General features: G+C 46.2%; 18 protein-coding genes and 1 other annotated feature. Of the genes, 14 read left to right on the forward strand and 4 right to left on the reverse strand.

Going from position 1 to position 23386, the window contains the following annotated elements:
* Nucleotides 1–130 precede the first annotated feature (130 nt).
* The 4 genes from chvE (at nucleotide 131) to IGI96_RS09760 (ending at nucleotide 4454) form a co-directional block, all read left to right on the forward strand.
* Nucleotides 131–1231 carry a multiple monosaccharide ABC transporter substrate-binding protein gene (chvE, locus tag IGI96_RS09745; protein WP_005231478.1) on the forward strand — a complete coding sequence of 367 codons (1101 nt, stop codon included), beginning with the start codon at nucleotides 131–133 and terminating at the stop codon, nucleotides 1229–1231.
* 147 nt (nucleotides 1232–1378) lie between these two features.
* A complete protein-coding gene (gene mmsA, locus IGI96_RS09750) occupies nucleotides 1379–2908 on the forward strand; it encodes a multiple monosaccharide ABC transporter ATP-binding protein (protein WP_005231476.1) in 1530 nt (509 codons plus the stop codon).
* 1 nt (nucleotide 2909) lies between these two features.
* Nucleotides 2910–4106: a multiple monosaccharide ABC transporter permease gene (gene mmsB, locus IGI96_RS09755; RefSeq protein ID WP_005227258.1), complete on the forward strand. Its 1197-nt coding sequence runs from the start codon at nucleotides 2910–2912 to the stop codon at nucleotides 4104–4106.
* 12 nt (nucleotides 4107–4118) lie between these two features.
* Nucleotides 4119–4454, forward strand: a complete 336-nt coding sequence (locus tag IGI96_RS09760; RefSeq protein WP_010748708.1) for a PTS sugar transporter subunit IIB — start codon at nucleotides 4119–4121, stop codon at nucleotides 4452–4454.
* Between the two features lie 512 nt (nucleotides 4455–4966).
* Here the strand turns inward: IGI96_RS09760 and IGI96_RS09765 are convergent.
* The 3 genes from IGI96_RS09765 to IGI96_RS09775 form a co-directional block, all read right to left on the reverse strand.
* Complete coding sequence (locus IGI96_RS09765) at nucleotides 4967–6076, reverse strand: ABC transporter ATP-binding protein (protein ID WP_005227260.1); 1110 nt, start codon at nucleotides 6074–6076, stop codon at nucleotides 4967–4969.
* A gap of 107 nt (nucleotides 6077–6183) precedes the next feature.
* The gene (locus IGI96_RS09770) at nucleotides 6184–7014 is read right to left on the reverse strand and encodes a helix-turn-helix domain-containing protein (protein ID WP_010748709.1); all 831 of its coding nucleotides are present in this window, start codon (nucleotides 7012–7014) and stop codon (nucleotides 6184–6186) included.
* A 205-nt stretch (nucleotides 7015–7219) separates the two neighbouring features.
* Entirely contained in the window at nucleotides 7220–8086 is an 867-nt protein-coding gene (locus IGI96_RS09775) for an SHOCT domain-containing protein (RefSeq protein WP_016609601.1), read from the reverse strand.
* Nucleotides 8087–8235: 149 nt separating this feature from the next.
* Here IGI96_RS09775 and IGI96_RS09780 point away from each other — a divergent pair, with 149 nt between their 5' ends.
* The 5 genes from IGI96_RS09780 to IGI96_RS09800 all read left to right on the forward strand — a co-directional run bounded on the left by IGI96_RS09780 (nucleotide 8236) and on the right by IGI96_RS09800 (nucleotide 15665).
* Nucleotides 8236–9342, forward strand: a complete 1107-nt coding sequence (locus IGI96_RS09780; RefSeq protein ID WP_016609602.1) for a GntR family transcriptional regulator — start codon at nucleotides 8236–8238, stop codon at nucleotides 9340–9342.
* A 4-nt stretch (nucleotides 9343–9346) separates the two neighbouring features.
* Nucleotides 9347–10942, forward strand: a complete 1596-nt coding sequence (locus tag IGI96_RS09785; RefSeq protein WP_086339062.1) for a xylulokinase — start codon at nucleotides 9347–9349, stop codon at nucleotides 10940–10942.
* Nucleotides 10943–10961: 19 nt separating this feature from the next.
* Nucleotides 10962–11657: an L-ribulose-5-phosphate 4-epimerase gene (locus tag IGI96_RS09790; RefSeq protein WP_438785078.1), complete on the forward strand. Its 696-nt coding sequence runs from the start codon at nucleotides 10962–10964 to the stop codon at nucleotides 11655–11657.
* Nucleotides 11658–11676: 19 nt separating this feature from the next.
* Entirely contained in the window at nucleotides 11677–13101 is a 1425-nt protein-coding gene (gene araA, locus IGI96_RS09795; protein ID WP_086339063.1) for an L-arabinose isomerase, read from the forward strand.
* A gap of 197 nt (nucleotides 13102–13298) precedes the next feature.
* The gene (locus tag IGI96_RS09800) at nucleotides 13299–15665 is read left to right on the forward strand and encodes a phosphoketolase family protein (RefSeq protein WP_086339064.1); all 2367 of its coding nucleotides are present in this window, start codon (nucleotides 13299–13301) and stop codon (nucleotides 15663–15665) included.
* 128 nt (nucleotides 15666–15793) lie between these two features.
* On the opposite strand, the gene IGI96_RS09805 is transcribed toward IGI96_RS09800, so the two are convergent.
* Nucleotides 15794–16714 carry a LysR family transcriptional regulator gene (locus tag IGI96_RS09805; protein WP_005227268.1) on the reverse strand — a complete coding sequence of 307 codons (921 nt, stop codon included), beginning with the start codon at nucleotides 16712–16714 and terminating at the stop codon, nucleotides 15794–15796.
* 126 nt (nucleotides 16715–16840) lie between these two features.
* Between IGI96_RS09805 and IGI96_RS09810 the strand changes: the two genes are divergently transcribed.
* The 5 genes from IGI96_RS09810 (at nucleotide 16841) to IGI96_RS09830 (ending at nucleotide 23372) form a co-directional block, all read left to right on the forward strand.
* The gene (locus IGI96_RS09810) at nucleotides 16841–17995 is read left to right on the forward strand and encodes a cobalamin-independent methionine synthase II family protein (protein ID WP_438785079.1); all 1155 of its coding nucleotides are present in this window, start codon (nucleotides 16841–16843) and stop codon (nucleotides 17993–17995) included.
* Nucleotides 17996–18121: 126 nt separating this feature from the next.
* Nucleotides 18122–18356, forward strand: a binding site (T-box leader).
* Between the two features lie 307 nt (nucleotides 18357–18663).
* The gene (locus IGI96_RS09815) at nucleotides 18664–19308 is read left to right on the forward strand and encodes an amino acid ABC transporter permease (RefSeq protein ID WP_086339065.1); all 645 of its coding nucleotides are present in this window, start codon (nucleotides 18664–18666) and stop codon (nucleotides 19306–19308) included.
* A gap of 12 nt (nucleotides 19309–19320) precedes the next feature.
* Complete coding sequence (locus tag IGI96_RS09820; protein WP_005227272.1) at nucleotides 19321–19953, forward strand: amino acid ABC transporter ATP-binding protein; 633 nt, start codon at nucleotides 19321–19323, stop codon at nucleotides 19951–19953.
* Between the two features lie 13 nt (nucleotides 19954–19966).
* Nucleotides 19967–20770, forward strand: coding sequence for a transporter substrate-binding domain-containing protein (locus IGI96_RS09825; RefSeq protein ID WP_438785081.1), 804 nt, complete (start codon nucleotides 19967–19969; stop codon nucleotides 20768–20770).
* Between the two features lie 163 nt (nucleotides 20771–20933).
* Nucleotides 20934–23372, forward strand: a complete 2439-nt coding sequence (locus IGI96_RS09830) for an FtsK/SpoIIIE family DNA translocase (protein ID WP_086339067.1) — start codon at nucleotides 20934–20936, stop codon at nucleotides 23370–23372.
* Nucleotides 23373–23386: the final 14 nt, after the last annotated feature.

Consider the following 23386-nt stretch of genomic DNA (forward strand, 5'->3'; position numbering starts at 1 on the left):
ACGAAAAGAAATGGGGGCAACTGAGTCGTTTTTTCTCAAGAAATCCAAGAAACCTCGAAAAAATCTAAATGTAAGCGATTCCTTAACTGGCTATACTGAGAATGTAAGAAAAAGACATGGAGGGATCACAATGAAAGGTACTTTTGGTAAATTGGTCGTCCTAGCATCCACCTTATTGGTTGGCGGATTGTTAGCAGCTTGTGGGAATGGATCAGACAGCGGGGCAAACGGTGACGGAGACAAAGGATTTGTTGGGATCGCGATGCCGACCAAATCGGCAGAACGGTGGATCGCAGATGGCGACAACATGGTAGAAGAATTAGAGAAGCTCGGCTATAAAACTGACCTGCAATATGGAGAAGACAAAGTAGAAAACCAAGTGGCACAAATTGAGAATATGATCACCAAAGGCGTTGATACTTTAGTGATCGCCTCTATCGATGGTTCGGCACTGACAGACGTGTTGGAAAAAGCCCATAACGAAGATATCACAGTCATCGCCTATGACCGTTTACTGATGAACTCGGAATACGTCGATTATTATGCCACCTTTGATAATTTTGGAGTCGGCGTGCTGCAAGCGTCTTATATTGAAGACAAATTGGGTCTCAAAGACGGTGAAGGACCATTTAACATTGAATTATTCGGCGGCTCTCCAGATGATAACAATGCACTGATCAATTATAATGGGGTCCTTTCGGTCTTCCAACAATACTTTGACAGCGGACAGCTAGTCGTTCCTTCTGGTCAAACCAACTTCAACCAAATCGCTACTTTGCGTTGGGATGGTTCAACTGCGCAAGCTCGGATGGACAACTTGTTGAGTGCCAACTATACGGATCAAACATTGGATGCCGTTCTTTCACCTTATGATCCAATCAGCCTAGGAATCATTTCATCGCTTAAAGGCGTTGGCTATGGTTCTTCCGATAAACCACTACCTGTGATTACCGGTCAAGATGCGACGGTGGCAGGGGTGAAATCGATCATCGCGGGCGAACAGACCCAAACGATTTTCAAAGATACACGGGTGTTGGCGAAAAACACGATCGAAATGATCGAAGCCATCACCAATGGCGAGGAAGTGCCAGTCAACGATACGGAAACCTATGACAATGGCGTCAAAGTCGTACCAACCTACTTGTCAAATCCCGTTTCTGTGGATAGCGACAACTACAAAGAAGAACTGATCGATACCGATTACTATACAGAAGAAGAGCTAGGCATTTAAGCAAGAAGCGCTGATCCAGCGAGAAAAGATACATGGTTTCCCCGAAAGCAGTAGGGAAGAACGAATCATCCCCACTATTCGTTCTTTCCGCTTTTCTTACAAAGGCAGCGCACCACTTTTACATAAAAAGGAAAAGGGTGAAAGAACATGGCAGATAATATTTTGATGATGAAAGGCATCGTCAAAGAGTTTTCAGGGGTTCGCGCCCTTGATAACGTCAACCTCTCGATCGAGCGAGGAGAGATCCACGCACTGTGTGGAGAAAATGGCGCTGGCAAGTCCACGCTGATGAATGTCTTAAGCGGACTCTATCCTTACGGCAGCTATGACGGAGAGATCTATTATGAAGGGGAGTTATGCAAGTTCAAAGATTTGCGGGACAGTGAGGACAAAGGAATCGTTATTATTCATCAAGAGTTAGCATTAAGTCCTTACCTGTCGATCAAAGAAAATATCTTTCTAGGAAACGAACAAGCCAAACACGGCATCATTGATTGGGATCTGACCGAAAAGAAAACAGACAACCTCTTAAAGATCGTTGGCTTGAAATTAGACCCGAATACGCTGGTTTCACAAATCGGTGTCGGGCATCAACAGCTGGTGGAAATTGCCAAAGCATTTTCAAAATCCGTCCGATTGTTGATTTTAGATGAGCCAACCGCGGCGTTGAATGAAGAAGAAAGTGCCAATCTGTTAGAGCTGATCAAAGAGTTCCGCAACCAAGGGATCACCTCGATCATCATCTCTCACAAGTTGAATGAAATCGTCAATGTGGCGGATCGCATCACGATTTTACGTGACGGGCAAACGATCGAGACGCTGAGTGGTGCCGAAATCTCTGAAGAGCGCATCATTCGCGGCATGGTTGGGCGAGATTTGACCAATCGCTACCCAGAGCGGAACCCCACTATTGGTGAACCGTTTTTTGAAGTCAAAAATTGGACGGTCCATCATCCAATCGACCATACCCGTGTGGTGAATGAGAATTTGAACTTGATGATCCGCAAAGGAGAGATCATCGGCATCGCCGGTTTGATGGGTGCGGGACGGACAGAGTTTGCCATGAGTGTCTTCGGTCATTCCTACGGCAGTTCGATTTCGGGGGAAGTCTATAAAGACGGCCAACCGATTTCTGTCAAAGACGTGCCAACCGCCATCAAAAATGGGTTAGCCTATGTGTCGGAAGATCGAAAAGCGCTGGGCTTGAATCTGCTGATGGATATTCGCGAGAATACCACCATTGCTAGTCTTGCCAAAATCAGCCGCCAAGGGGTCATCGATAAAGAAAAAGAAGTCACGATGGCTGAAGAATTCCGCAAAAAAATGCGGACGAAAACCAATTCGATCTATCAAAACGTCGGCAGCTTGAGCGGCGGGAATCAGCAAAAAGTTGTTTTGGCAAAATGGCTGATGACCACACCAGACATCTTATTTTTAGATGAACCGACCCGTGGGATCGATGTCGGGGCGAAATACGAAATCTATACGATCATCGAAGAGATGGCAGCAGCTGGCAAAGCCATTTGCATCATCTCCTCGGAGCTGCCAGAACTATTAGGCATGTGTGACCGAATCTATACGATGAACGAAGGCCGCTTCACTGGCGAGGTCCTGCGGGAAGAGGCGGACCAAGAACGATTGATGAATCTAATGACATTAGAAGAGAGTGGGGTTTGAGATGGAAACAACCAACAAATTAAAAAAAGAACGCAGCCATTCGCTGAAAGAAAAGGCACTGGAAATCTTTAGCAAATACAGTATGATCATTATCTTAGCAGTGCTGCTGGTGGCCTTTCAGCTCATGACCGACGGGATTTTCTGGCGGCCGCTGAATATCACCAACCTCGTGTTGCAAAACAGTCATATTCTCGTTTTGGCAGCTGGTATGCTCTTGGTCGTCTTGTTAGGACACGTTGATTTATCCGTAGGGTCCGTGATGGCGTTTGTCGGTGCGATTGCAGGCGTCTTAATGGTCAATAACGGCATCAGTCCTTGGCTGGCAGTGCCTCTTTGCTTACTGATGGGCGCAGTGATCGGTGCCTGGCAAGGCTTCTGGGTCGCGTATGTCGGTATCCCAGCATTTATCGTGACCTTGTCTGGTTTACTGATGTTTCGAGGACTGACCCAAGTCGTCTTAGGGGGTCAATCATTGGCGCCGTTTCCCAAGGCATTCCAACAAATTTCTACTGGGTATTTGCCAGATATTGCAGGCGGTCAGATCCATTTACTTTCCATGATTTTAGGTGTAGTGATCACGGGCATCCTGATTTTAGGCCAATGGCGGACCCGTGAGCGTCGCAAAAAAAATCTTTTTGAAGTGGAATCAATGGCAGCCTTTGCCTTTAAAGCCGTCTTTACTGCGGTCGTATTTCTCGGCGCTACCTATATCTTTGCCTCTTATCAAGGGTATCCGATCATTTTGATCGTCTTAGGGGTGATCGTGGCTGCTTATGGCTTTTTGACTAACAAAACCGTTGCTGGTCGTCAAATCTATGCAACCGGCGGCAACAAAAAAGCAGCGGAACTTTCTGGGATCAAGACGAAGAAAATCACCTTCTGGGTCTTCGTGAACATGGGGATGATGGCAGCTTTGGCGGGCTTGGTTTTAGCCGCTCGGTTGAACGCAGCCACCCCGCAAGCAGGAACGTCAATGGAATTAGATGCAATGGCCGCAGTGTATTTCGGCGGTGCTTCCACCTCAGGCGGTATTGGTACTGTGATGGGTGCGATCGTTGGTGGGCTCGTGATGGGTGTCTTAAACAATGGGATGTCGATCTTAGGAGTCGGTGTCGATTGGCAGCAAGCCATCAAAGGGTTGATTTTGCTGCTGGCCGTCGTGTTGGATATCTACAATAAGAAAAAGAAAATATCGTAGGAGGGCCTGTTTATGGAGGAACAAGCACAAAAGACGATTTTATTGATTTGTACCGCAGGTATCACTACGGGTCTCTTAGTGAAAAACATGCAGCGGGCTGCAGATGAAAAAGGATTAGCCGTGCATATCTATTCGGCACCAGCCATCATTGCTGAACAGATCCTGCAGCAGCAGACTGTCGATGCCTTGCTGATCGGTCCGCAGTCGAAGTACGAAGTCAATCGATTGAAAGACTTTCTCATGGTCAAAGCGGTGCCTTATAAATTGATCAAAGAAACAGATTACGAGTTGTTAGATGGCGAAGCTGTCCTTGCAGACAGCCTGACCCTCTTGCAAAACGATCGCTAACCAGCAGCTTGGCAAAAAGCTAGGTGGTCAGCAGTTGAATAGGCTCCCCAGAGTAGTGCTTGTCATCCCCCACAAGCACTACTCTTTTTGTGGTGCTTTTCTGCCTACACTAGCCAAGAAAGCCCCTCTTAAGCAGCAATGCGTGGCAAGCCCGTTGGTTCGTTTTCTCGTGTTTAGGACATCGCATCATAGACAAACAAAAGAGAAGTTGAGGGGGAAGAGGACGAAGCTGACACCACGCGTATGCTGTCTAAAGGCAAGTGATGGGCGAGTGTTTCACGTACTTAAAGCATCGTGGCTGTGGGCGGTAGGAGGGGGGAAATGAGCTGATTACACCGCTTCTGGTTTCTCGTTCGTAACTAAGCGTTTCGTAGGAAACACAACGAAACCCAAAAACAGACAGTCTGCTGACTGTCTGTTTTTAGGGGATACAAATAAGGAATAAAAGTGGATATTAGTTAAATGCGACTGCCTAGGGGGCAAATCCGAGAACAGTGCATGGTAACTACAAATTAAGGAAGTGTGATGACATTTTCTGAATCTTTGTCGAAGAAGTGTGCTTTGTTGATGTTGAAAGCCAAATCAACCGTTTCACCTGGACGGTGGAAGTCACGAGCATCAACTTTCGAGATAAATTCAGTCGCACCTACGCGTGTATAAAGCATCGTTTCTGCACCTAATAATTCAGATACGACTACTTCGGCACGTACAGTTGCTTCAGGAGAAGCTTCCAATGCGATTTGTTCACTGTGAATATCTTCTGGACGAATACCAAAGACTAATTGTTTGCCTTCGTACCCTTTTTCCACAAGAATCTTGTTCTTGCCTTCAGGAATACGTAAGTTCAAGCTTTGTCCATCAGAGATCATACCGTTTTTCAACGTAACATTGAAGAAGTTCATTGCTGGTGAACCGATAAAGCCGGCAACGAAAATGTTTTTCGGTGTGTTGTAGACCTCTTTTGGTGAACCGATTTGTTGAATGAAGCCATCTTTCATGATAACGATCCGGTCAGCCATGGTCATCGCTTCTGTTTGGTCATGGGTTACATAGATCGTCGTTGTTTCTAAACGTTGGTGTAATTTTGCGATTTCCGCACGCATGGCAACCCGCAATTTCGCATCTAAGTTTGACAACGGCTCATCCATCAAGAAGACTTTGGCATCACGGACGATGGCACGGCCTAGGGCAACCCGTTGACGCTGACCACCTGAAAGGGCGGCTGGTTTACGATCTAAGTATTCTGTCAATCCTAAGATCTCAGCGGCATTTTCTACCCGTTTTTTAATTTCTTCTTTGTCGTATTTACGCAATTTCAAACCAAATGCCATGTTGTTGAAAACAGTCATATGGGGATACAATGCGTAGTTCTGGAAAACCATCGCGATGTCGCGGTCTTTTGGTGCCACATCGTTCATTACTTTTCCACCGATGCTCAATTCGCCTTCAGAAATATCTTCTAAACCAGCGATCATTCGAAGCGTTGTTGATTTTCCGCAACCAGAAGGTCCAACGAAAACGATGAATTCGCGATCCGCGATATCTAAATTAAAATCAGTTACCGAATACGCATCATTATTATCATATTTTTTGTGGATATTTTTTAAGGCCATTTCTACCATTGGGATTACCTCTTTCCATTTAGTTTACATGAACATCATAAATGAAAACGCTTCGAAGGTGCAACGGAAACATGCACAAGAAAAAAACGTTTTCTTGTGCATGTTGTTTAATTGCTCTGATGGGTGAACTGATCGATCAATAAATAGCAAAGCAGCAGATCATCCATATTTTTTAAATTTAAGCGCGTCAGTGTTTGAAACTTATCGATCTTATATAGGAGAGAATTCCGATGCATGAACAGTTCTTTGGCTGTGGAGCTTGCATTGCCTTGATTGCGCCACAGGGATTGAATGATCGTTTCGGTCTCTTCTTCAAACCAATCTAGATACAAGGTACGAAACAAGGAAATATACTCGGAAAAGCCGTTGCGAAAAAGAGAGAAGACCACTTTGGGCAGATCCATACTTTTACTGGTGGTTTTCGTTTTTAACTCATTTTTGAACAGGGTAGACTCACTTGCCCATAAGGTAGTGAAATCGTGGCGCGGATGATGGAAGGGACCGACGAACAGCTGAGAATAGCAGTCGAAATCCATATCCAAAGCGACGAATAAGCCGTCGAGATCTTCGATGGGCAAATTGGCACCATCTTGTTTTTCTACGATCACTGCATGGTCTTCGGTGAGGAAAAAAAGATCCACCACGCTAGGGAGCATTTGCTGGATCTCTGCGAGCCATTCGGATTGCAAAGAGTCGATGGTTCGGGTGAAATGAACTTGCAGCAAGCGAATCCACTCTGGCTCTTGAACGGGCTGATGTTCAAATAAAATCGGATACCATGGATGGTTTCGGTTATCGATTTCTGGTTGCAAAGAGCCGTTTCCCAGTTGGATCAGCAATTTTTCACTGTCACTTAATTGGTCAGTTGGCAGCCAAATATATTTTTTGCCGAAGGCGATGGATTCGATATCCTTCGTTGTGGCAACTTTGTCATGCAACGTTGCCTGGGGGAAACGTGCTTTGATGTCATTAAAAGAAAAAATGAGAAAGACCTCCTTTGAGATACTCTACGTATTCTTCAATTAGTATAGCATGTTCTAAAAAAACCGTTCAAAATTTTCCCAGGAAAAAAGCACAGCCCTTCACCGAAAGCTCTGTCTTCTCATGGCAGGAGGGCGGCTTTTTTCTCCGAAGCGATTGCTTCTATAATCCCAACAGTTGTTTTTTCTTGAATGCAAATTCTTCTTCAGTCAAAATTCCTTCGTCGACCAACACTTTTAGTTCGCGTAGTTCAGCAATGAGCGCTTCCGTCGGCTTCGCAGCTGGCGGCGGCGATGGGTTCGTTAACGGGACCGACCGCTCCCGAGGGAAGTTGGTGAGGTAGCGCTGTATGATCCGAGCAATCACCAGGTCTTTTTCGGCAAAGCAAAGGGAGTGATTCGGTTCCATTCGTCTGAAGGAATGGGTTTCTCTGATCGCTCCGCCGCCAATATACAATTCTAAAAAGCCATTGCCTTTCCAAAGACCTGATTCAGCAACTTCTTTCAAATTGACACTGGTGATTTGGGGAATCTGCAGAACCTGTTTCGCTTTCTTCTTATAATCGATGATTGTGAGGGTATCTTCTGAAATGACCCAAGCATCACGATAATGATAGGAAAGTAATTTGATTTTTCCAGCCTCTTCATCCACGTAACTTTTGGCTGATTGCCCACCAAGTGCTGTCAAATGATCTGTTAAAAATTCATAGGCTTTTTGGGCATCGATTCGATTGGTGAAATAGAGCAATTGAGAATTACCTGGTACCTGCAGTCGGAGGTAGTCCACTAAGAGACCTTTGCCTATATGTAATTCCACATCGGCAATTTTTGCCATGGGGATTTTTTCATCTGGGATTTTTGGATGGGTGTTGTTTATCCAGACGCCTTTTTTCGTAATGAGCCAACGACAGCTGGCATCATGTCTGCGATTTTCTCGATATTTTTTTGAATACAAAATAATGGGTTCCTCGTAGGTTTCATTAGGTGTTCTCGTCAAAATACTTACCTCCTTAAACGTAATAAGCAACATTTTATTCAATTATACAACAAATAGTGTTTTGATTCGTTTTATTCTGATGAAAATAAGGGGAATATATCATTTACCTTCTTTTCGTTAGGTTTTTTTAGAAAAAAAGCCATAGCAGCAATTGACACGGAAGCGGTTTCTTGGTATCTTAGATGTACGGACAACTTTTGAAAGATGGGATTAAAATGGCGAATAAGTACGAACAACTTGCGGATATCTTAAGAGAAAAGATCCGCTTAGGCACCTATCAAGAAGGCGATGCGATCCCTTCAGAAGCAACCTTACAGGAAGAATTTCATTATAGCCGTCACACGGTGCGCCAAGCGATCGCTGTTTTGGTCAATGAAGGCTATTTAAGAAAAGAACGGGGCTCAGGCACCTACGTTTCAAAACCTGAGACTGTCAATCATAAAAACCGCAAAACGATTGGGATCATCATGACCTATTTGTCTGATTATATTTTCCCTTCGATCATGCGCGGCGTGGAGCAGACATTGCGGGAGCAAGGCTATTCACTGCTTCTAGGATCAACCAACAATGACCATGAGCAAGAAAGAGCGTGCTTGCAGCAAATGATGGATCAAGGGGTAGACGGGTTGATCGTTGAGCCAACGAAGAGCAGCCAGTACAACCCGAATCTTGCCTATTATGTCGCCCTCCAAGAAGCTGGGATTCCTCTCGTCATGATCAATGCCTATTACGAAGAACTAGACTTGCCGCATATTTGTGTCAACGATACACGTTCTGGTTTTTTAGCAACCAATTATTTATTAGAACAACAGCATCAGCAGTTGATGATGATCACGAAAATCGATGACTTACAAGGGAAATATCGGATGAAAGGGTTTGTCAAAGCATTGACCCAAGCCAAGCGGACGTTTGCAGCAGAAGACGTCTTGACGTATACGACCGAGACGAAAGAAGCCGTTATTGAACAAGCGATCCAGCGCTTGACGGCTGCCGATAATCAAGTCACAGGCATCGTTTGTTACAACGATGAGATCGCGCATCGCTTGATTCAAGCATTGACGGCTGCTGGGAAGAACGTTCCTACTGATTTTTCGATCGTGGGTAACGATGACTCGCCCCTTAGCACCTTGTCCACACCGACGATCACCACACTGACTCACCCGAAAGAAGCGATGGGGGAATTGGCGGCACAATGGATCACTACAGGTAAGGCAACAGAAGCGCAACGCTTTTATTTTGAACCGGAGCTGATCGTTCGCGGTTCAGTCAATAACCAAAAAGGAGAATAAGAAGATGACGCAACAAGTAAGGCAAGCAATTATTGACGGGCGCACGTCTCTTGGGATCGAGCTAGGCTCGACACGGATCAAAGCTGTCTTGATCGATGAGCAGTTTCAGACGATCGCTTCAGGTAGCTTTGAATGGGAAAATCAATTGGAACAAGGGATTTGGACCTACTCACTAGAGGCGATTTGGCAAGGACTGCAAGCCAGCTACCAAGAGTTGGCGCACAACATCCAACAGCAATTCGAGGTACCTTTGACGACGATCGGCAGTATCGGTTTTTCTGCAATGATGCACGGCTATATGGCTTTTGATCAACAAGGCACGCTGTTGGTACCTTTTCGGACATGGCGCAATGCGATCACGGAAGAAGCAGAAAAAGCCTTGACGGCATTGTTCCAATACAACATTCCGCAGCGTTGGAGTATCGCGCATTTGTATCAAGCGATTTTGAATCAAGAAGCCCACGTCCCAGAGGTTGCTTTTTTCACTACCTTAGCCGGCTATGTCCATTGGCAGCTGACAGGGGAAAAAGTTATCGGAATCGGCGATGCATCAGGGATGTTCCCAATCGACAGTACGACAAAAAACTATGATGCGAATATGCTGCAGCAATTTGATGCACAAATCAGCAGTCTGGGGTATCCTTGGCAGATCAAAGACCTTTTGCCACAAGTGTTGACAGCAGGCGAACCAGCCGGCACATTGACGGTAGAAGGCGCAAGAAAACTCGACCCAACCGGTACCTTGCAAGCCGGCATCCCGTTATGTCCGCCAGAAGGCGATGCGGGTACTGGCATGGTTGCCACGAATAGTGTGGCTCAGCGAAGCGGGAATGTTTCAGCCGGGACGTCGGCTTTTGCCATGATCGTTTTAGAAGAACCCTTAACGCAAGTGTATCCAGAGATCGATTTGGTCACGACGCCTTCTGGTGATTTGGTGGGGATGGTCCATACGAATAACTGTACCTCGGAGATCAATGCCTGGGTCAAACTTTTCCGCGAATTTGCCGACGCAGCTGGAATGAAACTCTCCACGGAAGAATTGTTTGCGACCTTGTTCAACGAAGCATTGAAAGGGGATTCAGACTGTGGTGGGATGCTCTCTTATGGCTATTATTCTGGTGAAAATATCACCAAGATCCCTGAAGGACGACCGCTTTTCGTCCGATCGCCAGAGAGTTCTTTTACTTTAGCAAATTTCATGCGCTTACATCTGTTTAGTGCCTTTGGTGCGATGAAGATCGGGATGAAGATTCTGGAAGCCGAAGACGTCGCCATTGATCGAATCGTTGGCCACGGGGGGATCTTCAAGACGCCAGAAGTTGCCCAGCGTGTCTTGGCAGCTGTCATGGAAGCCCCAGTTACGGTCATGGAAACGGCTGGTGAAGGCGGCGCCTGGGGGATCGCCCTTTTAGCAGCATACCTTCGCCGCCACAAGCCAGAACAATCCTTGGCCGCATTTTTAGCAGATCAAGTGTTTAAAAATGACCACGGCGTGACGTTAGCCCCAACGGACGCCGACATTCAGGGGTTCACCGTCTTTACCCAACGTTACCAAGCAGGGTTGCCGATCGAGCAAGCGGCAATCGATGCGTTGATTTAAAAAGAAAGAAGGGAATTTTGTGTTAGAAGGATTAAAAGAAGAAGTCTTTCAGGCCAATTTGGCATTGCCGAAGCAAGGATTGATCAAATACACCTGGGGCAATGTGTCAGCAGTGGATCGCCAACAGCAGTTGTTTGTCATCAAACCTAGCGGTGTTGACTATGAAACCATGCAAGCCAGTGATATGGTGGTTTGTGATTTTGAGGGCAACGTAGTGGAAGGAGCAAAAAATCCTTCCTCCGACACGCCGACGCATGCCGTTTTATACAAAGCATTTCCAGAAATTGGTGGAATCGTCCATACCCATTCTACTTGGGCGACGAGCTGGGCTCAGGCAGGACTCGATTTGCCAGCGATGGGCACAACCCATGCCGATACGTTTTATGGAGCAGTCCCCTGTGTGCGCTTTTTGACGCAAGCCGAGATCGATGAAGGCTATGAAGCACAAACAGGACAGGTGATCGTCGAAACCTTTAAGGAACGCGGCATCACGCCAGAAGAAATTCCTGGTGTCTTGCTTCACGGTCATGGACCGTTTACCTGGGGCAAAACGGCGGATGCGGCGGTGATGAACGCAGTGGTCTTAGAAGAAGTTGCTAAGATGAATTTTATCACGCGCCAGCTGAACAGTTACGCACCCGAATTGCCGCAGCGGGTCTTAGACAAGCATTATTTACGCAAACATGGAGAAAATGCCTATTACGGGCAAAAATAACGAAAAAGGAGCAAGTAGAATGTTAGAAATCGGGAAAAAAGAATTTTGGTTCGTCGTAGGATCACAGCACTTATACGGAGAAGAAGCATTACAAGAAGTACGGGACCATGCAGAAGAAATGGTCAAAAGCTTAAATGACAGCTCAAAGCTGCCTTATCCAGTCGTTTTACAAGAGCTCGCTGTTACTGCCGATACGATTACGAAAATCATGAAAGAAGTCAACTATCGGGATGAAGTCGCTGGGGTGATCACCTGGATGCATACCTTCTCACCAGCAAAAATGTGGATTCGCGGCACGAAATTATTACAAAAACCATTGCTGCACCTTGCCACTCAATACAATGAACAAATTCCATGGGAAACCATCGATATGGACTTCATGAACTTGAACCAAGCGGCTCATGGTGACCGAGAATATGGATTTATCAATGCCCGTTTGAAAAAGCAAAACAAAATCGTTGTCGGCTATTGGAAAAATGAAGCCATCCAAAAAGAAATCGCTGCTTGGATGGACGTGGCAGTCGGCTACAATGAAAGCTTCCAAATCAAAGTCGCTCGTTTTGGCGACAACATGCGTAACGTTGGGGTGACCGAAGGCGATAAAGTCGAAGCACAGATCCAATTTGGCTGGACCGTTGATTATTTTGGGATCGGCGATTTGGTTCAAGTCGTCGATGCGGTGACTGACGAAGAAGTCGATGCACTCTTTAAAGAATACAGCCAGCTGTATGATTTCGATTATGGCGATTACGACAAAGAAGAATGGGCACGTCATGTCAAAGCCCAAGCCAAACAAGAAATCGGTCTGCGCCGCTTCCTTGAAGCAGGCGGCTATACGGCATTTACCACGAACTTTGAAGACCTATATGGTATGCAGCAGTTGCCTGGTTTAGCTGTACAACGTTTGATGGCAGAAGGCTATGGATTTGCTGGTGAAGGGGACTGGAAAACCGCCGCTATTGACCGCTTGATGAAAATCATGGCCCACAATAAAGCGACTGGCTTTATGGAAGACTATACCTATGAGCTGACACCAGGAAAAGAAGCCATCTTGCAATCCCACATGATGGAAGTCGATCCAGTATTAGCAGCCAACAAACCAAAAATCGTGGTTTCGCCATTGTCGATGGGGGATCGTGAAGACCCAGCCCGACTCGTCTTTGACGGCCAAGGCGGCGAAGGTGTCGTGGTTTCGATGGCAGACTTTGGCACCCACTACAAATTATTGATCAATGAAGTCGATGCCTTTGAGCCAACTGAAGAAGCACCAAAACTACCGGTTGCACGAGTAATGTGGACACCAAAACCAAACTTCCACGATGGGGTCAAACAGTGGATCGAAACAGGCGGTGGCCATCACACCGTTGTCTCACTTGTCCTAAATTCTGATCAGATCGAAACATGGGCGAAGCTTGTGGGATTAGAATACGTAACGATCAAATAAATACCCAATCACAAAAGAAACCGTTGGCGATGGTCGGCGGTTTCTTTGCGTTTTTCTTAAGCTTTCTTGCCTTCTAGCTGCAAAGTGCGGATAAGCAGACCCCTGAAAGCACCAGCAATCAGCAAAATTGACTTTTAAATATAGGGGGCATAGACTTTTATGTAAGAGTGGAACAATGGACTAAAAGGAGGAGCACAATGAAGACAACCTACGATACACCAGAGTATTACCAGAAAATGAACGCTTGGTGGCGAGCAGCCAACTACCTTTCCGTTGGTCAGATTTATTTGAAAGATAATCCCTTATTGCGCCGCCCCATCGAAGAAAAAGATTTGAAAGTGAATCCGATTGGTCACTGGGGAACGATCGCAGGGCAAAATTTTATTTACACCCATCTCAATCGCGTCATCAATAAGTACGACTTAAACATGTTTTATATCGAAGGACCAGGCCATGGCGGACAAGTCATGGTTGCGAATGCTTATTTAGACGGCAGCTACAGCGAGATCTATCCAAAAGCCACCCAAGACGAAGCAGGGATGAAACATCTATTCAAAACCTTCTCTTTCCCAGGTGGGATCGCTTCTCATGCAGCACCTGAAACGCCAGGTTCGATCCATGAAGGCGGCGAGCTAGGCTATTCCATCGCCCACGCTACTGGAGCTATTTTAGACAATCCCGATGTCATTGCAGCAGTAGTGGTCGGTGATGGCGAAGCCGAAACTGGACCATTAGCGGGCAGCTGGTTTTCAAATACCTTTATCAATCCAGTCAATGATGGCGCAATTTTGCCTATCTTGCATTTAAATGGCGCCAAAATTGCCAATCCAACGATCTTGGCTCGTAAAAGTGACCAAGATCTCACGAAATATTTTGAAGGCATGGGTTGGACCCCTTATTTCGTAGAAGGGGACGATCCAGAAGCCGTTCATCCGCAATTGGCACAGAAAATGGATCAAGCCATCGAACAGATCCACGCGATCCAAGCAGAAGCCCGCAAAGGTTCTGCGGAAGAAGCCGCTATGCCTCATTGGCCTGTTTTGATCGTTCGCACACCGAAAGGGTGGACTGGACCGAAAGTCTGGGATGGCGAGCCGATTGAAGGGGGCTTCCGTGCTCACCAAGTGCCGATCCCTGTCAATGCGAAACATATGGAACACGTGGATGCTTTGACGGATTGGCTGCAGTCATATCGTCCAGAAGAGCTTTTTGACGAAAACGGCCGCATCAAAGCTGAGATTCAAGAATTGGCACCAAAAGGAGAGCAGCGGATGGCGGTCAACCCAATCACCAATGGGGGGATCGATCCGCAACCGCTACGCTTGCCAGATTGGCAAGCACATGCCATTGCGATTGAGACACCAGGGGAAACGACTGCCCAAGACATGATGGTCTTTGGGAAATTTGCCCGTGACATCATCAAAGAAAATCCCGACAACTTCCGCATCTTTGGCCCAGATGAAGCCAAATCCAATCGTTTGAACCATGTGTTTGAAGTCACGGACCGCCAATGGTTGGAGCCAAAACATCCTGATTATGATGAATGGCTGTCTTCAGTGGGCCGTGTGATTGATTCACAATTATCAGAACATCAAGCAGAAGGCTTCTTGGAAGGCTATGTGCTGACGGGTCGTCATGGCTTCTTTGCCAGCTACGAGTCATTCTTAAGAGTCGTTGATTCTATGATCACGCAACACTTCAAATGGTTACGAAAAGCCCATGATCTTGACTGGCGCAACCCGTACCCCTCATTGAATTTGATTGCTTCATCAACGGTCTTCCAACAAGACCATAATGGGTACACCCACCAAGATCCAGGGATCATGACCCATATTGCAGAGAAAAAAGCCGACTTTGTGCGGGTCTACTTGCCAGCCGACGCCAATAGCTTGATGGCTGTCATGGCAGAAACACTCGCTTCTGAAGAAAAGATCAATCTAGTGGTCTCTTCAAAACACCCACGTCCGCAGTTTTATTCGGCGGATGAAGCGAAAGTGCTTGTCAAAGATGGCTTGAAAGTCATCGACTGGGCATCGACAGATGAAGGACAAGAACCCGATATTGTGATCGCAGCTGCTGGGACGGAACCGAATTTGGAAGCTTTAGCCGCTGTTTCCTTGCTGATTGAAGCCTTCCCAGAGTTGAAAGTCCGCTTCATCAATGTGGTCGATCTATTGAAATTGCGTCGTCCAGAAGTCGATCCTCGTGGGTTAAGCGATGAAGCATTCGAAGCCTACTTTACGAAAGACAAACCGATCGTGTTTGCTTTCCACGGGTATGAAGGACTGATTCGCGATATCTTCTTTGGCCGTCGCAACCAACAGCTTCATATTCATGGGTACCGAGAAAATGGCGACATCACGACACCGTTTGATATGCGGATCCTTTCTGAATTGGATCGCTTCCACTTAGCCAAAGACGCCGCCGAATGGGTCTATGGAGAAAAAGCAGCGGACTTTGCCAAAAAAATGGCAAACACCGTTGCGTATCACCATGACTTTATTCGAGCAAACGGCTATGATATCGCTGAAGTCGAAGAGTGGGAATGGAAACCATTGCGTTGATTTATTCTCCACAACGCCAACGTAAGACAGGTTAAGAACAAAAAAAGCACAAAAGAAACAAAACGATCCGCAACAGGGTCGGGACACCTTACTAAGGAAGCCCGACCGACTGTCTGCGGATCGTTTTTTTAAAAGACGTCGAAACCGTAATTTTTGATATGCTGTTTCAACAAGGCGAGATAGTCCAAAGCCATCTCACTCAGTTCCATTTTCTTGTGTTTTAGGTAACCTAGTGTCATCGCATCATCGACTTCCAAAGGGATCGCAACGATTTTTTCATCATTCAGCTCACTGCTGATGATCCCAGAGCTGATGGTATAGCCGTTGAGACCCACCATCAAATTGAAGATCGTGGCACGATCGCTGATGCGGATGTGTTTTTTGCGCTGTAAAGTGCTTAAGATCTCTTCAGAAAAGTAGAAGGAATTGGTTTCCCCTTGTTCGTACGACAAATAGGTATATGGTTCCAAATCAGCTAATGTGATGCTTTTTTTCTGAGTCAGGGGATTTTCTCGGCCGATGAAGACGTGGGGTTTGGCTTCAAATAAAGGAATGAATTGCAGGTCTTTTTCGTGGATCAAACGGGTCAAGACCGTTGTGTTGAAATCATTCAGATAAATGACCCCTAATTCGCTCTTAAACGTCTGGATATCATCCAGTACATTTTGTGTCTGGGTCTCCCGCAAGGTGAATTGAAATTCATCTTCCCCTAACTGTTTGACCAGCTCCACGAAGGCGTGGACGACGAAGGCATAGTGTTGTGCGGAAACACTGAAAACATGCTTGCGATGGCTGTCTTTGCGAAAGCGTTCGTCCAAGAGATTGACTTGGTCTAAAACATTTCGAGCATAGTTGAGAAAGGAACGGCCATCATCGGTCAAGGTCACCCCTAATTTACTGCGGTAAAACAGCTGCAGATCATACTCTTTTTCCAACTCTTTCATGGCTTGAGAGAGGGAGGGCTGACTGATGAAAAGCTGTTTGGCGGCTTCATTGAAAGAGCCAGTTTCTACGATTTTTTCCAAATATTCAAGCTGCTGGATACGCATGGGATACAACCTCCTTTTTATGTTATAGGTATTGCCTATGGAATATATAAGTTTATAAGTATTATCTATAGTATAAGATGTTTGCTAGAATAAATCTAACAATTTTGAAAACTTTGTATAGGAGGAATGGATATGGCAACAGACAAATTTCAGCTTGTGGGGTCATTGTTACGACCACAAGATTTATTGGACTACAAAAATCAAATCGAGCATCGGGAGGACATCCGCTACCCGTTTTATGATGCGTTTCCTGGCTACCAAGAAACGGAAGCAAAAGCGATCGCTGACATCATTGCAGCGCAAAAAGAACACGGCATCACAGTCATCACAGACGGCGAACACGGCCGCTCAATGTGGCACCTGGATTTTCTCTGGGGATTAAAAGGCGTTGAGCGCTATATCTCCGATCATGGGTATGCCTTTGAAGATTTGGACGGTGGACATTTTGAGACACGTAAAGACATCGGCATCCGAATCACAGAACCATTATCTGGCAAAAACCATCATTACTTGACGTTGTTTAAAGAAACCAAACGCCAAGCTGGCGACCTGCCAGTCAAAATCACCGTCTGGGGGGCTGCCCACGCCTTTACCGAGCTGACTGTCTTTAACGACCTCGTTGGTGAAGGTCAGGTGTATCCAACGAAAGAAGCCTTGCGGGAAGGGCTGCTTAACGCCTACAAGGAATTCTTGCAGGAATACCGAGAAGCAGGTGGTGAAATCGTTCAGTTCGATGATTGTTTATGGGAATTATTTGCCGAAGACAATGACAAGAGCTTCTTCACCCAAGGCAATGACGGCTTAGAAGCGTTAGCCGATGAATTCGTGGCGATCAACAACGAAGTCGCTGACTACGCCCACGAATTAGGATTAAAAGTCTGGACCCACAATTGTCGCGGCAATTACCAAAGCTGCGCGGCAGCCAGCGGTACCTACAAAGCGATCGCCGAAAAATTCTTGCGTGATCAGCATTATGACCGCTTTTTCCTAGAGTGGGACGATGACCGTGCTGGTGATATCTCGGCTTTAGAAGCGCTGAAAGATCGTCCAGAAGTGGAAGTTGTCTTAGGCTTATTATCCAGCAAAACCGCCACATTAGACGATGAAGAGCGAGTGATCGCTTTATTAGACAAAGCCAGCCAAATCATTCCTAAGGAGCGGCTTTATCTTTCTCATCAATGCGGCTTTGCCTCTTGTGACTGCGGCAATGAGCTTTCGACTGAACAGCAATGGGCAAAAATCAAGCAAGGACAAGCCTTAGCTGAAGCGTACTTCGGTTAAGCAGCTGCGTCTTCTTTTCCCTGAATCTTCCCCTCGAAACCGGTGCATGCGACAAAGTTTCGAAAATTTCAGAAAAAATGTTTGACATTTTCTTTAAGAGCGAGTAAAGTAAGACACAACTTAATGAAACAGACATCGAAAAGAAGAGTAGCAAGGCTTGCTGTTTGAAGAGAGTCTCTGGTTGGTGCAAAGAGATAACGCATGGTTGTGAAACACATCTTGGAGTCGTTTTTCCGAAAGAAAAGTAGGAGAGACCGGGTTTGCCCGTTACAGCAGCAGTCATTGATTGATGACTTTCTGAGTTCAGTTGCTGTGAAGCACTGATAAACAAAGGTGGAACCGCGTTGATAACGTCCTTTAGCTGTAATGGCTAGGGGACGTTTTTTTCTCTTTTTTTGCATCTCACCGAAAACCGAAAGTGGAAGGATCACAAGGACTGCACGAGGCCTTTTCCTGTGAAGGAAAGGCAAATTGAGGTGGAACCACGTATCAAGCGTCCTCTGGCAAATGCCAGTGTGCGCTTTTTTTGTTTTTCTTTTTTAGAAAAATGAAACTTGCCAGTTGCCCCTCACCAGCCAACGCCCAGCGTCACATAAGCGTCGGAGCCAACCGTCGCGAAGCTGTATCGCTGCTAATCGAAATTGAAACCTATCAAGGAGGAAGTCACCATGTTTGAGTATTTAGTCAATGTTATGCCCCAACTGATTTCAGGAACTGGAATCACCGTTAAATTGTTCGCACTGACCTTAATCGGGTCCATTCCCTTAGGCATCTTGTTGGCCTTTGTTTTAGCCAGTCGCCTGCGTATTTTGAAATTGATCGTGCAAGTCTACGTATGGTTGATGCGAGGAACGCCTTTATTGCTACAGCTGATCTTCGTATTCTACGGTCTGCCGATCTTAGGGATCGTCTTTGACCGCTTTGAAGCAGCCATGATCGCCTTTATTATCAATTACGCTGCTTATTTTGCCGAGATTTTCCGTGGAGGGATCCAATCGATTCCAGCAGGACAATACGAAGCCGCGAAAGTCTTGCGTTTGTCCCCGATCCAAACGATCCAAAAAATCATCATCCCACAAGTCGTCAAGATCACCCTGCCATCTGTCGGCAATGAAGTCATCAATCTTGTCAAAGACACATCCCTCGTCTACATCTTAGGATTGTCAGACGTGATGCGAATCGGAAAAATCGCCATGGAGCGAGACAGTACCTTGCTTCCGTTAGTTGGGGTCGGCTTGATCTACTTGGTGATGACAGGCGTCTTTACGTTATTGTTAAAACAAATCGAGACCAAACTGGACTATTACCGTTAGGAGGAACCACGTATGTTAGAACTAAAACAAGTATCAAAATCATTTGGCGCCAAAAAAGTCATCGATCAGCTAGACTTGACGATCGAAGACGGCAGTATCTTAGCGGTGGTCGGTCCTTCCGGTGGTGGGAAAACCACCTTGCTTCGGACACTGGCTGGGTTAGAAACGATCGATTCTGGAAGCTTTTTACTGGATGGCAAAGCCTTTGATCCCACCGACACAAAAGAACAAGAACAAGTCGTCGGTGTCGTCTTCCAAGACTTCCAATTGTTTCCCCACTTGTCGGTTTTTGAAAACATCACTTTGGCACCAAAAATGGTGCTAAAACAAGACAAAGCCGCGTATACAGCAAAAGCCGAACAGTTGGCAGAAAAACTAGGGTTAAGTGACCTATTAGCCCAATACCCCTTCCAATTGTCTGGGGGGCAGCGGCAACGGGTGGCTATCGCACGAGCGATGGCGATGAATCCCAAAGTGTTGGCCTATGACGAGCCTACCAGCGCCTTAGATCCAGGCTTGAGACAGCAAGTCGAACAGCTGATCTTGGATCTGAAAAAAGAAGGAGTGACCCAGATCGTGGTGACCCATGATTTGGTTTTTGCCGAAAATATCGGCGATCAATTATTAAAAGTAGCAGGAGAATAAGGGGGAGAACAAAATGAAAAAATTACTATTAACGGGAATCGCAGCAGCAAGTGTATTTTTATTAGGGGCGTGTGGCAGCAGCAATGACACCACAACCAGTGCCGCTGACAAAGAAGAAGTGATCGTCGGCCTAGACGATACCTTCGTACCGATGGGCTTTAAAGACGACCAAGGCAACATCGTTGGGTTTGATGTGGATTTAGCCACAGCGATTTTGAATCTAACAGGAACCAAAGTCAAATTTCAACCAATCGATTGGTCCATGAAAGAAACCGAATTAAGCAATGGGACCATCGATATGATCTGGAACGGGTATACCAAAACCGCAGCTCGTGAAGAAAAAGTATTGTTTACAGATACTTATATGGAAAACAAACAAGTCTTGGTCACAGCAAAAGCAAGCGGCATTACTAGCTTTGATGATATGGAGGGCAAAGTCTTAGGTGCCCAAGAAGGTTCTTCTGGTTATGAGACCTTCAACAACCAACCGAAAGTTCTGAAGGATCTCGTAGACGGCAATGACGCAACCTTGTATGCCAGCTTTAATGAAGCCTTTATCGATCTAGAAAACGGTCGGATCGACGGTCTTTTGATCGACCGCGTCTACGCAGAATATTATTTGACTCAAACAGGCAAAACCGATGACTTCAACGAAATCGAAAGCCCCTTTGAAGCAGAAGATTTTGCTGTAGGTGTGCGTAAAGACGATCAAGCCATGGCAGATAAAATCAATGATGGCTTGAAAGAATTGCAAGACAATGGCACCTTTGCTGAAATCTCTGAGAAGTGGTTTGGCGAAGACGTCACACCAAACTAAAACAAGTCAACAAGATACACTGGCTGCTTAGCAGCTGGTGTTTTTTTCATCATTTAAGAAATTTTCGCTTAAATTCCAACAGCTAACCAAAATTTCTCACAGGAAAACTTTTGTTCGCCTTCTTTTTTCGTTATAATAGGGAAAGATGAAAAGAGGGATAGAAATGGCGCAAAAAAAACGCGCAAAGAAACGCAAAACAAAAAAACAACAAAAACAGCAAGAGAAATTAATGCTGGTCGGCGTCGGCCTGCTCTTTGTCTTGTTTTCGATATTTGGCTTTTTCCATTTAGGTTTTTTAGGAACCTTGATTGCCAACGGGTTTCGGATCGTTGGCGGAAACACGTACCAATTTTTGAGTGTTGCCCTAGCCGCTTATGGTGTCTGGTTAGCGATCAAAACGACCGATGCTCGCTTTAAGAGTATTCGGCGAGTGATCGGCTGTGTATTGGTGTATTTTGGTTTACTGATCATCCTCCATGCGCAAATCTTTAGTAATGTGGTGGGAGAACAAGCCAATATCTTTCAAACGACGTGGATGACGCTGTTAGGCGATATCCGGCGCAGCCAAGTGACCCAAAATGTCGGGGGCGGAATGATTGGCGCCATGCTTTATGGGGCGACCTATTTTCTTGTTTCCCAGATCGGCAGCTACATCATCGCTGTTTTACTCATGCTGATCGGGGCGTTCTTGTTCAGCCAAATGAGCAGCCACGAGTTAGTGGAGCACCTGCAAGTAGCTGGTGACAAGCTGCAGCGGTTGTTAGAAGGCTCTCCAGAAAAGCAAGCCGAACGAGAAGCCCGCAAAGCGGAACGAGCAGCAGAGAAACAAGCGGCGAAAGAAGCCAAAAAAGAAGCCGAACGAGCAGCAGTCATGGCGGAGATCAAAGAAAAGAATCAAGTGCGACCAATGACAGAAGACGAAAAATCAGCAAAAGAACAGCAGATGCAAGCGCCAGATGATTTTGAACCAGAGCAGTTGAGCTTTGTACCCATCGACCACTTCCAGGAATTGCCGCAAGCGGCGGGACCAGAAGCCGCTCAAGCACCACATCCAGCAGGAAACAAACCAGGACCAAGCAAAAAGGTCAATGAAGACGGGGAGATCCTTGATGATGATGGTGAAGTATTGGAATTTGAGATTTCGGAAGAAGCTGAAAATCGTGATTATGAATTGCCTTCAGCGCAATTACTCGATTCGATCCCTTCAACGGATCAAAGCAGCGAGTACAAAAAGATCGAACAAAATATCGGTGTCTTAGAAACTACCTTCCAAAGCTTCGGTGTTGACGCAAAAGTCGTCAAAGCCAGCTTAGGACCAGCAGTAACCAAATTCGAAGTTCAACCAGCAGTAGGGGTCAAAGTCAGCAAAATCGTCGGGTTGACCGACGATATCGCCTTGGCTTTAGCTGCCAAAGATGTGCGGATGGAAGCGCCGATCCCAGGGAAATCATTGATTGGGATCGAAGTTCCAAACAGTGCAGTCAGCATGGTTTCATTCCGAGAAGTGATCGAAGCCCAACCGGATCATCCAGATAAACTATTAGAAGTACCTTTAGGACGCGATATTTCTGGCCGTGTCCAAACGGCAGACTTAACGAAAATGCCCCATCTCTTGATTGCCGGATCGACCGGGAGCGGGAAGTCCGTAGCCATCAACGGCATCATCACCAGTATTTTGATGCGGGCAAAACCCCATGAAGTCAAACTGATGATGATCGACCCGAAAATGGTTGAATTAAATGTTTATAATGGGATTCCCCATCTCTTGACACCTGTCGTGACAAATCCCCGCAAAGCGGCGCAAGCGTTGCAAAAAGTGGTCAAGGAAATGGAAGAGCGCTACGAAAAATTTGCGGCAACTGGGGTCCGAAACATTACTGGCTACAACGATTTAGTGATCAATAAGAATTTAGAAGACGGCGAAAATCGTCCGATCTTGCCATTCATTGTAGTGATCGTCGATGAGTTAGCCGACTTGATGATGGTTGCCAGCAACGAAGTCGAAGATGCCATCATTCGTTTGGCGCAAATGGCACGGGCAGCAGGTATCCATATGATACTAGCAACGCAACGACCAAGTGTGGATGTCATTACAGGGATCATCAAAGCCAATGTTCCATCACGGATGGCCTTTGCGGTTTCCAGCGGTGTCGATTCGCGGACCATCATTGATGGGAACGGAGCCGAAAAACTGCTGGGACGCGGCGACATGCTGTATCTGCCGATGGGTGAGAACAAACCGATTCGGGTCCAAGGGGCCTTTATCTCCGACCAAGAAGTCGAACGAGTGGTTGAATTCGTGACCGATCAGCAAGAAGCCAATTATGAAGAAAAAATGATGGTCACTGAGGAAGAAACGAGTACCGGCAGCAGCGGACAACCGCAAGATGAGCTATTCGAAGATGCCAAAGCCCTTGTGGTGGAAATGCAGACCGCCAGCGTTTCTCTCTTGCAGCGACGTTTTCGCATCGGCTATAACCGAGCGGCTCGGTTAGTGGATGAATTAGAAGATCAAGGTGTCGTTGGCCCTTCTGAAGGCAGCAAGCCGCGGAAAGTCTTGATCGAGCCGCAACCAGAAGACATTCCTACCTTTGATGAATAAGGAGAAAAAGACCA

This window comes from Enterococcus sp. DIV0421 (genome assembly GCF_051713745.1).
GTDB classification, from domain to species: Bacteria; Bacillota; Bacilli; order Lactobacillales; family Enterococcaceae; genus Enterococcus_D; species Enterococcus_D casseliflavus.